This window comes from Sphingomonas sp. Leaf231 (assembly GCF_001421995.1).
In the GTDB taxonomy this organism is placed as follows: domain Bacteria; phylum Pseudomonadota; class Alphaproteobacteria; order Sphingomonadales; family Sphingomonadaceae; genus Sphingomonas.
In genome coordinates, this window is record NZ_LMLS01000002.1 from 937303 (window position 1) to 952382 (window position 15080).

General features: G+C 64.7%; 11 protein-coding genes. 2 read left to right on the forward strand and 9 right to left on the reverse strand.

The features are described 5' to 3' along the window. Nucleotides 1-3: 3 nt before the first annotated feature. From lpdA to ASE95_RS10695, 9 genes are all read right to left on the reverse strand, one after another. Nucleotides 4-1404 carry a dihydrolipoyl dehydrogenase gene (gene lpdA / locus ASE95_RS10655; protein WP_056636243.1) on the reverse strand — a complete coding sequence of 467 codons (1401 nt, stop codon included), beginning with the start codon at nt 1402-1404 and terminating at the stop codon, nt 4-6. Nucleotides 1405-1526: 122 nt separating this feature from the next. Further along, nucleotides 1527-2741 (reverse strand): 2-oxoglutarate dehydrogenase complex dihydrolipoyllysine-residue succinyltransferase, encoded by a 1215-nt coding sequence (odhB, locus tag ASE95_RS10660; RefSeq protein WP_056635421.1) that lies wholly within the window; start codon nt 2739-2741, stop codon nt 1527-1529. 83 nt (nt 2742-2824) lie between these two features. Continuing rightward, nucleotides 2825-5794: a 2-oxoglutarate dehydrogenase E1 component gene (locus tag ASE95_RS10665; protein ID WP_056635424.1), complete on the reverse strand. Its 2970-nt coding sequence runs from the start codon at nt 5792-5794 to the stop codon at nt 2825-2827. Nucleotides 5795-5920: 126 nt separating this feature from the next. After that, nucleotides 5921-6811 carry a succinate--CoA ligase subunit alpha gene (gene sucD, locus ASE95_RS10670; protein ID WP_056635427.1) on the reverse strand — a complete coding sequence of 297 codons (891 nt, stop codon included), beginning with the start codon at nt 6809-6811 and terminating at the stop codon, nt 5921-5923. 398 nt (nt 6812-7209) lie between these two features. Continuing rightward, entirely contained in the window at nt 7210-8175 is a 966-nt protein-coding gene (gene mdh / locus ASE95_RS10675) for a malate dehydrogenase (protein ID WP_056635430.1), read from the reverse strand. 117 nt (nt 8176-8292) lie between these two features. After that, on the reverse strand, nt 8293-9387 hold the full coding sequence (zapE, locus tag ASE95_RS10680; RefSeq protein WP_056635433.1) for a cell division protein ZapE: 1095 nt from the start codon (nt 9385-9387) through the stop codon (nt 8293-8295). Nucleotides 9388-9540: 153 nt separating this feature from the next. Beyond that, a complete protein-coding gene (locus ASE95_RS10685) occupies nt 9541-10323 on the reverse strand; it encodes a succinate dehydrogenase iron-sulfur subunit (RefSeq protein WP_056635436.1) in 783 nt (260 codons plus the stop codon). A gap of 236 nt (nt 10324-10559) precedes the next feature. After that, on the reverse strand, nt 10560-11336 hold the full coding sequence (locus ASE95_RS10690; protein WP_056635438.1) for a VOC family protein: 777 nt from the start codon (nt 11334-11336) through the stop codon (nt 10560-10562). Between the two features lie 17 nt (nt 11337-11353). Further along, nucleotides 11354-11755, reverse strand: a complete 402-nt coding sequence (locus ASE95_RS10695) for a VOC family protein (protein WP_056635442.1) — start codon at nt 11753-11755, stop codon at nt 11354-11356. A gap of 275 nt (nt 11756-12030) precedes the next feature. On the opposite strand from ASE95_RS10695, the gene cobS reads away from it, so the two are divergent. Continuing rightward, complete coding sequence (gene cobS / locus ASE95_RS10700) at nt 12031-13035, forward strand: cobaltochelatase subunit CobS (protein ID WP_056635443.1); 1005 nt, start codon at nt 12031-12033, stop codon at nt 13033-13035. A 183-nt stretch (nt 13036-13218) separates the two neighbouring features. Next, nucleotides 13219-15042: a cobaltochelatase subunit CobT gene (gene cobT, locus ASE95_RS10705; RefSeq protein WP_056635446.1), complete on the forward strand. Its 1824-nt coding sequence runs from the start codon at nt 13219-13221 to the stop codon at nt 15040-15042. Nucleotides 15043-15080 lie beyond the last annotated feature (38 nt).

Below are 15080 nucleotides of genomic sequence, written 5' to 3' on the forward strand. Positions count from 1 at the left end.
GCGTCAGATGTGGATCGGCTTGCCGCGCACGGCCATCGCCGCTTCCTTCATCGCCTCCGAATGGGTCGGATGCGCGTGGCAGGTATAGGCGATGTCCTCGCTGGTGGCGCCGAACTCCATCGCCTGCGCGGCCTGTGCGATCATCGTGCCCGCCACGCTGGCGATGCACCACACGCCCAGCACGCGGTCGGTGTTCGCGTCGGAGATGATCTTCACCAACCCGTCGGGTTCGTGGTTGGTCTTGGCACGGCTGTTCGCCATCATCGGGAACTTGCCGACCTTGATCTCGCCCTTTTCGCGCGCCGCTTCCTCGGTCAGCCCGACGCCGGCCACTTCGGGCCAGGTGTAGACGACAGACGGGATCACGTCGTGGTTCACGATGCCGTGCTGGCCGGCGATGTTTTCGGCCACGGCGATGCCCTCGTCCTCTGCCTTGTGCGCCAGCATCGGACCGGGAACTACGTCGCCGATCGCCCACACGCCATCGGTCGCCGTGCGGAAATCATGGTCGATCTCGACCTGTCCACGCGGATTGGCCGACAGCCCGGCAGCCTCCAGGTTCAGCCCGTCCGTGTTCGGCCGGCGTCCGATCGAAACGAGCACGTGGCTTGCCTCGATCGTGGTGGCTTCGCCGCCTTGCGCCGGCTCGACGGTCAGCACCGCGCTGTCACCCTCGACCGCGACCTTCGTCACCTTGGTCGACAATTCAAACTCGATGCCCTGCTTCTTGAAGATCTTGTTGGCTTCCTTGCGGATGTCGCCATCGAAGCCGGGCAGGATCTGGTCGAGATACTCGACGCACGTCACCTTCGCGCCCAGTCGGCGCCACACGCTGCCAAGCTCCAGCCCGATCACGCCGCCGCCGATCACCACCAGATGTTCGGGCACGGTCGGCAGGTCGAGCGCGCCGGTCGAATCGACGATCACCTTCTGATCGATCTCCACGCCGGGCAACGGGGTGACGCTGGAACCGGTCGCGATGACGATGTTCTTCGCGGTGACGGTCTGGCCCGCGACATCGACGCTGTGCGCATCCTTGAACGCGGCGCGACCCTTCAGCCACGTGACCTTGTTCTTCTTGAAGAGATACTCGATGCCGCTGGTCAACTGCTTCACCGCGTCGCGGCGCTGGCCATGCATCGTATCGAGGTCGAGCTCGACCGTAGTCTTGATGCCCAGCTTTGCCATCGCTCCGTTGGCAGCGTGATCGTACAGTTCCGAGGCGTGAAGCAACGCCTTCGACGGGATGCAGCCGACGTTGAGGCAGGTCCCGCCCAGCGTCTCGCGCGCTTCCGCACAGGCGGTGCGCAAGCCAAGCTGCGCCGCGCGGATCGCGGCCACATAGCCGCCAGGGCCGGCGCCGATCACGAGGACGTCATAATCGTATTGCTGTTCGTCAGCCATTTCCATGCCTCCACCCCGGCGCAGGCCGGGGGCCAGTTACGGGGCGGATATGGTGACCGCCGCGCCCGCTTACATCCGCCGTCATGCCCGGCTCCGGCGGTCGCCGGAGCCGGGTACACATCTTACAGGTCGATCAGGATACGCGTCGGATCCTCGATCGCGTTCTTCAGCGCGACCAGGAAGGTCACCGCCTCCCGGCCATCGATCAGGCGGTGGTCGTAGCTGAGCGCGAGATACATCATCGGGCGCACCACAACCTGTCCGTCGCGAACGACCGGGCGTTCCTCGATACGGTGCAGGCCCAGCACCGCCGACTGCGGCGGGTTGATGATGGGGGTCGACATCAGCGAGCCGAACACACCGCCGTTGGAGATCGTGAAGGTGCCGCCCTTCATCTCATCCATCTTCAGCGTGCCGTCCTTGGCGCGCTTGCCGAAGTCGCCGATCGTCTTCTCGATACCCGCGACCGACAGGTCCTGCGCATCGCGGATCACCGGCACGACCAACCCGTTTGGGGCGCTGACCGCGACGGAGATGTCGGCGTAATCGTGATAGACGATTTCGTCGCCTTCGATGCTGGCGTTGACCGAAGGGATGTCCTTCAAGGCCATCGTCGCGGCTTTCACGAAGAAGCCCATGAAGCCCAGCCGCACGCCGTGCTTCTTTTCGAACAGATCCTTGTACTTGGCCCGCGCCTCGATCACCGCGGTCATGTCGACGTCGTTGAACGTCGTCAGCATCGCGGCGCTGTTCTGCGCTTCCTTCAGCCGCTTGGCGATCGTCTGACGCAGACGCGTCATCTTCACGCGCTCTTCCTTGCGGCCGCCCGTCGACGCGGCGACCGAAGGAGTCTGTGGGGCGGCTGCCGACGCCGGCGCAGGAGCGACGGGCTTGCTCGACGCGGCGGCTGCAACGTCTTCCTTGGTCAGGCGTCCGTCCTTGCCGGTGCCCTTGACCGTCGACGGATCTACACCGTGCTCCAGGACAGCACGGCGCACCGACGGCGAAAGCGCGGCGGCGTCGTGGGGCGCCGCGTTCGTGGCGGCAGGCGCCTCGGTAACCGCTGGCTGCGGTGCCGCGGCCTTCGCGGGCGCACCATCGCCGCTCTCGATCGTCGCGATCAGCGCGCCGACCTCCACCGTGTCGCCGACCTTGGCGGCATGCTGACCCATGACGCCGGCGACCGGCGACGGCACCTCGACCGAGACCTTGTCGGTTTCCAGGCTGGCAATGGGCTCATCGGCGGCGACCGCGTCGCCGGGCTGCTTCAGCCACTCACCGACCGTCGCTTCCGTGATCGATTCGCCCAGCGTCGGGACCAGAACTTCGGTTGCCATCTCTCACCTCGTCGTCGCGGCCGTGGCCGGATAATGTCGTTAGCGGGTCCGGCGCGCGCCGGACCGACTAACATCGGAATGGATTACGCGGACGGTGCCGCAGCCTTCTTGGTCGTCTCGGCGTCACGGGTGCGACGGATCTCGTCGCGCACGTTATGCCCCAGCGCATCGGCGATCAGCGCACCCTGCTCGGCCTGGTGACGCTTCATCAGCCCGGTGGCTGGCGAAGCCGCGGCGGTGCGTCCGGCATAGCGCGGGCGTGCGACCCGTGCCTTCGCGATACCCAACGCTTCCTCGATGAACGGTTCGACGAAGAACCAGTAACCGTTGTTTTTCGGCTCTTCCTGCGCCCAGATCACCTCTTCCAGGTTGGTCATCCGCGCGATCCGCTTAGCCAGCGCCTCCGCCGGGAACGGATAAAGCTGCTCGACGCGTACGATCTGCGTGTGCTGATCGCCGGCGGCGTCCCGCGCTTCCATCAGGTCGTACGAAACCTTGCCGGTGCACAGCACCAGCCGCTTCGTCTCGGTGTCCGCCGGAGCGGACGGATCGGACAGGAGGCGGCGGAAGTGAGAGTCGCCCAGGAAGTCCGCGGCGCTGCTGACCGCGAGCTTGTGACGCAGGAGCGACTTGGGCGTGAACACCACCAGCGGCTTGCGAAAGTTGCGGTGCATCTGTCGACGCAGCAGGTGGAAGTAATTGGCCGGGGTCGTGCAGTTTGCGACCTGCATGTTGTCGCCAGCGCACAGTTGCAGGAACCGCTCGGGACGTGCCGAGCTGTGTTCCGGCCCCTGACCCTCGTAACCATGCGGCAGCAGCATCACCAGGCCGTTGGCACGCAGCCACTTGGCCTCACCAGACGCGATGAACTGGTCGATCATGATCTGAGCGCCGTTGACGAAATCGCCGAACTGCGCCTCCCACATCACCAGCGTCTTGGGGTCCGCCAGCGCGTAACCATATTCGAAGCCCAGCACGCCATATTCGGACAACGGGCTGTCGAGCACTTCGAAGCTGCCGTGCGGCACGGTCCACAACGGCACGTATTTGTGCTCGTCATTCTGGTCGACCCACACCGCGTGGCGTTGCGAGAAGGTGCCGCGGCCCGAATCCTGCCCCGACAGGCGGACGCCATATCCTTCGTGGAGCAGCGAGCCGAACGCCAGTGCCTCGCCGGTCGCCCAGTCGAAATTGCCGCCGGTCTCGAACATGTTGCGCTTGGCATCGAGCACGCGCGCCAGCGTCTTGTGGATCGCGATGCTGTCGGGAACCGTGGTCAGCGTGCGACCGATCGAATCAAGCAGCTTTTGTTCTATCCCGGTCTCTACGCTGCGACGCGCGCTTTCAGCGTCGGCGGGCGCGTGGAGCCCCGACCAGCGACCGGCGAACCAGTCCGCCTTGTTCGGCTTGTAGCTGCCGCCGGCGTCGAACTCGCCTTCCAGCAACGTCGTATATTGCTTCACATTGTCGTCGACCCACGCCTGATCGACCACCCCTTCGGCGATCAGCCGCTGGCTGTAGATCTGGCTGACCGGCGGATGCTCGCGGATCGCCTTGTACATCAACGGCTGGGTGAAGCCGGGCTCGTCGCCTTCGTTGTGGCCGAAGCGGCGGTAGCACCACATGTCGATCACCACGTCGCGGTGGAACTTCTGACGGTATTCCATTGCGATCTTCGTGGCGAAGGTCACCGCCTCCGGATCGTCGCCGTTGACGTGGAAGATCGGCGCCTGCACGCCCTTTGCCACATCGGACGGGTAAGGCGACGAGCGCGCGAATTGCGGGCTGGTCGTGAAGCCGATCTGGTTGTTGATGACGAAGTGAACGCAGCCACCGGTATTGTAACCGCGAATGCCCGAGAAGCCGAGGCATTCCCACACGATGCCCTGGCCCGCGAAGGCGGCATCGCCGTGGATCAGCACGGGCAGTGAACGGGCGTGCGTTTCCAGATCCTTGTCGATCGTCTGGATCGCGCGGATCTTGCCGAGCACGACCGGATCGGCCGCCTCCAGATGTGACGGGTTGGCGACCAGCGACATGTGAACCTTGTGGCCGTCGAATTCGCGATCGGTGGAAGTGCCGAGGTGATATTTGACGTCGCCCGAACCGCCGATGTCGTCGGGGTTGGCGCTGCCGCCAGCGAATTCATGGAAGATGACGCGCAACGGCTTGGCCATTACATTGGCCAGGACGTTCAAGCGGCCGCGATGCGCCATGCCGAATACGATTTCGTTGACGCCGGCAGCGCCACCATATTTGATGACGCTTTCCAACGCAGGGATCATGCTTTCGCCGCCGTCCAGGCCGAACCGCTTGGTGCCGACATACTTGCGACCGAGGAACTTCTCCCACTGCTCGGCCTCGATCACCTTGTTCAGGATCGCCTTCTTGCCCTGCGTGGTGAATTCGACCTGCTTGTCCTTGCCCTCCATACGCTCCTGGAGGAACTTGCGCTCCTCGACATCGGCGATGTGCATGTATTCCATGCCGACGTTGCCGCAATAATTGGCGCGCAGCGTGTCAACGAGTTCGCGGATCGTCGCCCATTGCAGGCCCAGCGTGCCGCCGAGATAGACCGGGCGATCGATGTCGCCGTCCGAGAAGCCGTGATAGTCCGTCTTCAGATCGGCGGGCAGTTCGCGCGCCGACGACAGCCCGAGCGGATCGAGGTTCGCCGCCAGATGGCCGCGGACACGGTAGGTGCGAATCAGCAATTGCGCACGGATCGAGTCCGCAGCGGCGCGGACGATCTCATCCTGCGACGGTGCGGCGGCAGCCGGGGTGGGGGCAGGCTTGCCACCCTTCTGCGGCTTGGCGGCCGGCTCCATCTGCGTCGGGTCGAGCCCGGCGGTCAGGTCGTCGGTCGTGGTCAGCGGCCAGCGCTTGTTGGTCCAGGACGGGGCGCCCATCGAGCCTTCGAGCCCTTCGAAGAACGAACGCCACCCGGTGTCGATGGAGTCCGGCGACTCCTTGAAGCGCGCATAGAGCGCGTCGATGAACGCGGGGCTGACGCCGCCGGCGATGTCGCTGAAATCCTGGCCTTCGTAGCCCATGTCACGCTTCCTCGGGGCCGCCCGGCTTTTCTTCTATGCGTCACCCCGACGAAGGTCGGGGTCCAGAGCCGCGAGCGGCCCGCCTGCCGCTCTGGATCCCGACCGAGCCGGGATGACGAGATGATCTTACCCGTTCAGCACGCTCAACAGCGTCGAGCCGAGTTCGGACGGGCTGGCCGCGACCTTGATCCCGGCAGCTTCCATCGCCGCGATCTTGCTCTCCGCGTCACCCTTGCCGCCAGACACGATCGCGCCGGCGTGGCCCATGCGACGTCCCGGCGGTGCCGTGCGGCCCGCGATGAAGCCGGCCATCGGCTTCTTGCGCCCGCGCTTGGCCTCGTCGATCAGGAATTGCGCCGCCTGCTCCTCGGCGTCGCCGCCGATCTCGCCGATCATGATGATCGACTGCGTGGCTTCGTCGGCCAGAAACAGTTCCAGCACGTCGATGAAGTTGGTGCCGTTGACCGGATCGCCGCCGATGCCCACCGCGGTGGTCTGACCCAGGCCGGCGTTCGAGGTCTGGAACACCGCCTCATAGGTCAGCGTACCCGAACGAGAAACGACGCCGACCGAGCCCTTCTTGAAGATGTTGCCGGGCATGATACCGATCTTGCACTCGCCCGGCGTCAGCACGCCCGGGCAGTTCGGACCGATCAGCCGCGACTTGCTGCCCGACAGCGCACGCTTCACGCGCACCATGTCCAGCACCGGGATGCCTTCGGTGATCGCGACGATCAGCGGGACTTCCGCATCGATCGCCTCAAGGATCGAGTCCGCGGCGAAGGGAGGCGGAACGTAGATCACCGACGCATTCGCACCGGTCGCGGCGACGGCCTCGTGCACGGTGTTGAAGTTGGGCAGGCCCAGCTCCTCGTGAGTGGTGCCGCCCTTGCCGGGCGTCACGCCACCGACCATCTGCGTGCCGTATTCCAGCGCCGCCTTGGTGTGGAAAGTGCCGGTCTTGCCGGTCATCCCTTGCGTGATGACCTTGGTGTTCTTGTCGACGAGGATGCTCATCGGGTTCCTGTGCCTTTTAGCCATCACCCCGGCGCGGGCCGGAGTCGAGTTGCTGTGCCAGCTTCGGAAAGAGGTCGCGCCAGCCCGGGTTCATCACCACGATCTGACGCAGCGTCCCGCTCCGTCGCCACTCCTTCGTCTGCTTCTCGCACACATCGCATCATCGATACGATCATGAACCTCGAACCAGACCAACGTCTTGCCCGTACCGGCGACGGAAACGCTCGCGATGTCATCGCGGTGTTCCGAAACGCGCCGACAGGGCGGTGGCTACGTCTTCGTCGAGCATCCAATTACGGCGCTCGACGCAAGATGGTCGTATCCACGCTCCTCCACCATCCGCCCTCCCGGTAACCACCAGGACGAAACCCCGAGCGCTGCCGGGGCAGGAAGATAGCTTACTTCTCCAACGAGCGGTCGATGCCCTTGCAGGCGACCAGCAGTTCCTTGACCGCATCGACCGACACCTGAAGGTTTGCCTTCGCTTCGTCGGACAGCTTGACCTCCACGATCTTCTCGACGCCATTCGCACCGATCACCACCGGTACGCCGACGTACAGATCGTCCACGCCGTATTGGCCGGTCAGATGCGCGGCGGCGGGAAGAACCCGCTTCTGGTCGTAGAGATACGCTTCGGCCATCGCGATGCCGCTGGTGGCCGGCGCGTAATAGGCCGAGCCGGTCTTCAGTAGCGCGACGATCTCGCCGCCGCCGCCGCGGGTGCGCTTGATGATCGCGTCGACCTTCTCCTGCGTGGAAAAGCCCATCTCGATCAGGTCGCTGACCGGGATGCCGCTGACGGTGCTGTATTCCAGCACCGGCACCATCGTGTCGCCGTGGCCGCCGAGCACGAACGTGTTCACGTCCTTTACCGACACGGCGAATTCCTCGGCAAGGAAGTGGCTGAAGCGCGCGGAATCGAGCACGCCGGCCATGCCAACGACCTTGTTGTGCGGCAGACCGGAAAACTCGCGCAGCGCCCACACCATCGCGTCGAGCGGGTTGGTGATGCAAATCACGAACGCCTCCGGAGCGTTGTCGCGGATGCCCTCGCCGACCGCCTTCATCACCTTGAGGTTGATGCCGAGCAGGTCGTCGCGGCTCATGCCGGGCTTGCGCGCGACACCGGCCGTAACGATGATCACATCGGCTCCGGCGATATCGGCATAGTCGTTGGTGCCGGTGATCTTGGCGTCGAAGCCCTCGACCGGACTGCATTGCGACAAGTCCAGCGCTTTGCCCTGCGGCACGCCGTCGACCACGTCGAACAGGACGATGTCGCCAAGACCCTTCAGTGCTGCGAGGTGCGCGAGCGTGCCGCCGATATTACCGGCACCGATCAGCGCGATCTTCTTGCGGGCCATCCCATCCCTTCCGTCGTTGACGTTCGAATGGTCATGCCGACTACGCCCTTCGCGGGCATCGGGCAACCCGTAAAGCGCCACCGGTGAAAGTTTAATTGCAAGTGGTTCGCAACATCATTAAGCGGTGCCATGGCCTTTGGCGAGATAGTCTTCCGATCGCATTTCCTCCAGCCTGCTCGCCGTTCGCTGGAATTCGAATGCGCCATCGCCGTGCGGGTACAGCTGGTCGGGCGCAGCATCCGCCGAGGCGAGCAGCTTGACCTTGTGTTCGTACAGCGCGTCGATCAGCTGGACGAAGCGCGCCGCCTCGTTGCGATTGTCCGGCCCGAGTACGGGAATGCCGACAAGGATCACCGTGTGATAGCGACGCGCGATGGCGAGATAGTCGGCGGTGCCGCGCGCCTCGCCGCACAGCTTCTTGAATGCGAAAACCGCCACGCCTTTCAGCGTCTTGGGCACACGCAGCGTTCGTCCCTGCACCATCAGTTCTTCGGAAGGGACGTGGTCGCGATCCTCAGGCGGATAGTCGGTGAGACGGAAGAAGGCGGCGGAAAGATCCGCGGTGGCCTGTTCGCCGTTCGGTACGCACCAGGTCTGCTGCGTACCGAGCCGGTCGCGGCGATAATCGACCGGCCCATTGAGCGCGATAACGTCGAGGCGCTCCTCGACCAACGCGATAAAGCCGAGAAAATGCTCGCGGTTCAATCCGTTGCGATAAAGGTCGGCGGGTGCCCGGTTGGAGGTGGTGACCACAGTGACCCCGGCCTCGATCAACGCCGTGAACAGCCGCGACAGGATCATCGCATCGGGTGAGTTGGTGACCATCATCTCGTCGAACGCGAGAAGTTGCGCCTCTTCGGCCAAAGCGGCCGCAACGGGGGCGATCGGGTCGCCTTGTTCCTTGCGGCGCTCGGCGGCAATCCGCGCGTGCACCTCCAGCATGAACTCGGCGAAATGGACGCGGCGTTTGCGCGTGATCGCGACGTGCGTGAAAAACAGGTCCATCAGCATCGACTTGCCGCGGCCGACCCCGCCCCACAGGTAAACGCCGCGTGCAGGGATTACACGCCTGCGGAACACGCCGGTCGTGCGAGGTTTCTCGAGTTCGGCGGCAAGGGCATCCAGCCGCACGGCGCCCGCCGCCTGCTCGTCGTCGGGCCGCAACTCGTCCGCGTCGATCAGCTTCTGATAGGCGGCGAGCACCTTGCCCATTTCATTCGACCCTTCCGCAACGCTGAAACGTCGCGACTTATGTTGCCATGCACAATAAGCGCGAGGCAATGCGGAAGGATTGCGGCGGGATCAAGCCACGGATGATTGCTGGCAGTCCGCCGGTTCTTGCGCGGGAAGCGCAGATGCGGCCGATCAGACCAGCCGCTCGACCTCCATCTTCTTGATTTCCGCGATCGCCTTGGCCGGCGACAGCCCCTTGGGGCAAGTGTTCGCGCAGTTCATGATCGTGTGACAGCGATACAGGCGGAACGGATCTTCCAACGCGTCCAGCCGCTCGCCGGTCATTTCGTCGCGACTGTCGGCCAGCCAGCGATATGCCTGCAACAGGATCGCCGGGCCAAGGAACTTGTCCGAGTTCCACCAGTAGCTCGGACAAGATGTCGAGCAGCAGGCGCACAGGATGCACTCGTACAATCCATCCAGCTTGGCGCGTTCCGCTGGCGACTGGAGCCTCTCCTTGCCGGCCGGCGGCGGCGTCACCGTCTGCAACCACGGAGTGATCGACGCATATTGCGCATAGAAGCGCGTGAAATCCGGAACGAGATCCTTGATGACGTCCATCGCAGGCAGCGGCGTGATCTTGATCTCGCCCTTCACGTCTTCGATCGCGGTGGTGCAGGCCAGGCCGTTGCGGCCGTCGATGTTCATCGAGCACGATCCACAAATGCCTTCGCGGCACGAGCGGCGGAAGGTGAGCGACGGATCCTGCTCCGATTTGATCTTGATGAGCGCATCGAGCACCATCGGTCCACATTCGTCGAGATTGACCTCGAACGTGTCGTAGCGCGGATTTGCACCCGAATCGGGATCGTAGCGATACACCTTGAAATTGCGCATCGTTCCGCCTGGCTGCGGGGAGGCGTGCTTCTGCCCGCCCTTGATCTTGCTGTTTTTCGGGAGCGTGAACTCGGCCATGCGCGCGTCTCGTCTTCGTCGGTTGATCGTCGGCGCGCAGGAGGCGCACCGGCGCCATTACTCGGGCGGCGGGTACACGATCGCGAGCGTGGCCGCAAACATGTCCGTCGCTGGCCTAGTTAGCCATTATGTCCCGAGTCTCAAGAGGTGATCGCGTGCTCTATCGCTGCGAAGGCGATCAGCGCCATCGCGTCCATTGCCTTTGCCCCGTGACGCGGGCGCCCTGACCTTGCCCCTCATCCCCGCCGCGGGCCGACGAAGCCGAAGCGCGCGCCGTCGCCGTCCCGCGCGACTGCCGAATAGTCGCCACCGGGGATCCGATCCGGCCCCTGTTCCAACGTGCCACCCGCATCGCGTAGCCGGGCGATGGCGGTATCGACGTCGTCGACCTGGAAATAGATCAGCCAACCGGGCGTCGCTCCGTGAAACACCGGCATCGTCGCACCGAGGCACGACGTGTCGCGGTATACGAAACGATAGTCGCCCAGTGGCCCCATCGGCATGGCGCCATCGTGTCGCCATTCGAACAATGCGGCGTAGAAGGCCATCGCCGCATCCTGATCGGGCGCGGTCAACTCGTTCCAGACGGCGTGACCGGGCGTTGCGTCGTCCGCGCTGGCGAAGGCGCGCGAACTCTCGTCGATCGCACCTCGCATGATGTAGAACGGCGTGCCGTCCGGATCGGCAAGCAGCGCGATCCGGCCGACTCCGGGCAGATCGTGGGCCGGCATCCGCACCGCTCCACCGCTGGCGAGCGCCTGCGAGACCGCCACGTCGACATCGTCGACACCGACGTAGAGGAGCCAGCCCGGCCGGATCGCCGCGCCCGCAGGGGTCGTCATGATACCGCCGACGCCGTCGCCATCGGCCGTCGAGACGATGCGATAGTCCAGCCCGCCAGCGGGGGGTGTAGCGATCGTCCAGCCGAGCGCCGCCGCATAGAAAGTCTGGGCGCTGTCGGCGTCACGTGCCTGATATTCGTACCAGATCGGCGTGCCGTGCGGATTTCTCATGCGGCTTCCTTTTGGGGTCAGGCGGTTGCGGGGGCGTTGCTGATGTCCATGAACATCGTTTCCCAGGTATGGCCGTCGAAATCCTCGAACGCGCCACCGTACATGAAGTGTTGATCCTGCACCGCGCGGGTTTCCCGACCACCGGCCTGGCGTGACGCAGCGTGGATCGCGTCCACCGAATCGCGGCTGTCGAAGGACAGGCATAGCAAGGCGGCGCTGACGGCATGGGTGTCCGCGATCGGCTTGTCGGTGAAGGTGGCGTAGAACGAATGGTCGAGCAGCATCACGCTTATCGTGTCCGACCAGCGCATCGCCGATGCGACCTCGTTCGAAAAGGCCGGGTTCTTCTCGAAACCGAGCGCCGTGTAGAATGCGGTGGCGCTGGCCACGTTCCTGACCGGCAGGTTCACGAAGATCATCCGCACGGCGCATCCACTCCGATTCGCTATTTTCGCGGATGATGCGCCCATCGTCCGCGCGGGCAATCGCTAAATGGCGGTCGGACCTAAAAAAAGGCGGCACATGCCACGTCGACGGTCACCTGGGTGAATCGGCGGGCAACCGGGCGGCGGCGCGGGCGTTCCGGTATCTGTTCCACCAGCCAAACCACGGCGGGTCTGGTGTTCGCGGCGGGTTGACGCGGACGCGCCGGCTTCGCAGTGGTTCGGGCCACTCCAGCAAGACGGCGTACCGCATGACCGATATCCCGAACACGCAGCCCGACAGCCGGGACACCACCATTCTGGATGCGCCCGACAAGATGGTGCGCGTGCGCGACCTGTTCGGGATCGACTCGGACATGGAAGTCCCGGCCTTCTCGGAAGCGGACGAGCGTGTGCCCGATCTGGACCCCGCCTATGTGTTCGATCCGGATACGACCCTGGCGATCGCCGCTGGCTTCGCCCACAATCGCCGCGTGATGGTGCAAGGCTATCATGGGACCGGCAAGTCGAGCCATATCGAGCAGGTCGCCGCGCGGCTGAAATGGCCGTGCATTCGCATCAATCTGGACGCGCACATCAGCCGTATCGATCTGGTGGGGCGTGACGCGATTGTCCTGCGCGACGGGCAGCAGGTTACCGAGTTCCGCGAGGGATTGCTGCCATGGGCGTTGCAGACGCCGACCGCGCTGGTGTTCGACGAATATGATGCCGGGCGTCCCGACGTGATGTTCGTGATCCAGCGCGTGCTGGAGACCGAAGGCAAGCTGACGCTGCTCGACCAAAATCGCGTGATCCGCCCGAACCCGTATTTCCGGCTGTTCGCAACCGCCAATACGGTCGGGCTGGGCGACACAAGCGGCCTGTATCATGGCACCCAGCAGATCAATCAGGGCCAGATGGATCGCTGGAACGTGGTCGTCACCCTCAACTACCTGCCCGCGGCGACCGAGGCGCAAATCGTGCTCGCCAAGTCCGGCGAATACGACAAGCCCGAGGGCAAGAAGCTGGTCGAAAACATGGTTCGCGTGGCGGACTTGACCCGAAAGGGTTTCGTCAACGGCGACATTTCGACGGTTATGAGCCCGCGCACCGTGATAACGTGGGCGCAGAACGCGTTGATCTTCGGTGACGTCGGCTTTGCCTTCCGACTGTCGTTCCTCAACAAGTGCGACGAGGCGGAACGCGCCATGGTGGCGGAATATTACCAGCGCGTGTTCGGCAAGGATCTGCCCGAGAGCGTGGTCGCGAAAGCTTGATGGCACGGGGCATGCGGCCGCTGCGGGGTGCGGGCGCGTCGCCATCCCGGCGGCGCTGCGGTCCGCGTCTGCCCCCGTGCGCAAGGATGTCGATCAACGTCCGGTCGATGGAGCGAGCAACATATTGGTACGGGGCAAGCGTGATCGCACGCTGGCAGACCCTGGCTGCGAGATAGTCCGACAATGGCCACTGATACCCCGATCGATCGCTTCAAGGCCGTGCTTGGCGGCACCGCGCGTGCGTTGTCCGACGAGGCGGAGGTGGAACTCGCCTATACCGCGGATGCGCCGGCGCAATCGGGCAAGCACATGCGCGTGCCGATGCCGGCACGAACGCTGCCCGCCGATCAGGTGGCCGAGGCGCGCGGCTTTGCGGACGCATTCGCGTTGCGCTTGCGGCACCACGACGACGCACTTCACCTTCGCGGCGCACCGGCAGAGGCGACCGCGCGGGCGGTATATGATGCGGTCGAAAGCGCGCGGGTGGAGGCGCTGGGCAGTCGTGGCTACGCGGGGATCGCCGACAACCTGGCGCGCGCGCTCGACGTCCGGTTGCGCAGCGACCCGATCACCCGTGCGCGCAACCGCAGCGAGGTTCCGCTGCCCTCTGCCCTGGGGTTGATGGTGCGCGAGGCGCTGACCGGCCGGTTGCCGCCGGTCGAGGCGGAGCCGGGACTGGCGCTGGTGCGCGACTGGATCGGCGAGAAGGCAGACTTGAGCGCCCTGGCGCTGGCGCTGGACGATCAGCGTGCTTTTCAGGGGCTTACGCGTAAGCTGCTCGAGCAGCTTGAGCTGGTCGAGGGCGAGCAGGAGCCGCAGGAGAGCGACGAGGGCGGCGACGACGAGGAAGGCGAGGAGAACCAGGACACCGACCAGGCCGACGAGGAAGAAGCGGAAGGCGCAGAAGGCGAGACCGACGTCGAGGCGCGCGGGCAGCAGCGCGACGACCGGTCGCAGGAGGGCGAGAGCGAGGAACTCGAGGGCGACGACATCGACGATGCGGAGGGCGAGCCCGGCGACGATGGCGAGGAAGGGATGCAGCCGGTGCGCCCCAATCGTCCGTCGAACGATTTGTCGGCGCAATTCGATTATCGCGTGTGGACCGAGCGGTTCGACGAGGTCGTGGCGGCGACGGAATTGTGTGATGCCGAGGAGCTGACCCGGCTCCGCGGCTACCTCGACCAGCAGCTCGTGCACCTGCAATCTACTGTCTCGAAACTGGCCAATCGGCTTCAACGCCGTTTGATGGCGCAACAGTCGCGATCGTGGGATTTCGATCAGGAGGAAGGCTTGATCGACGCCGCGCGGCTGGCGCGTGTCGTGGTCAACCCCATGCAATCGCTGAGCTACAAGGTGGAGCGCGACACCGAGTTCCGCGACACCGTGGTGACGTTGCTAATCGACAATTCCGGCTCGATGCGCGGCCGGCCGATTTCGATCGCGGCGATCAGCGCGGATATCCTGGCGCGCACGCTGGAGCGGTGCGGGGTCAAGACCGAAATCCTCGGCTTCACCACGCGGGCCTGGAAGGGCGGGCAGAGTCGCGAAACCTGGCTGGGGGCGGGGCGGCCGCCGCAGCCGGGACGGCTCAACGATATCAGGCACATCGTCTACAAACGCGCCGACGAACCGTGGCGGCGCGCCCGTACCTCCCTGGGGTTGATGATGCGCGAGGGGTTGCTGAAGGAAAATATCGACGGCGAAGCGCTGTTGTGGGCGCATGCGCGGATGATGGCGCGGCCCGAGGAGCGGCGCATCCTGATGGTGATCTCGGACGGTGCGCCGGTCGACGATTCGACGTTGAGCGTCAACTCCGGATCGTATCTGGAGCGGCACCTGCGGCAGGTAATCGCCTGGATCGAAAAGAAATCGCCGGTCGAGTTGGTCGCAATCGGCATCGGGCACGACGTGACGCGCTATTACAGCCGTGCGGTCACGATCATGGATGCCGAGCAATTGGGCGGCACGATTATCGAACAGCTTGCCGCGTTGTTCGATGCCGAGTGAGCACGCCAGCCCCCTCTGCGACACGATATTAACTCAGA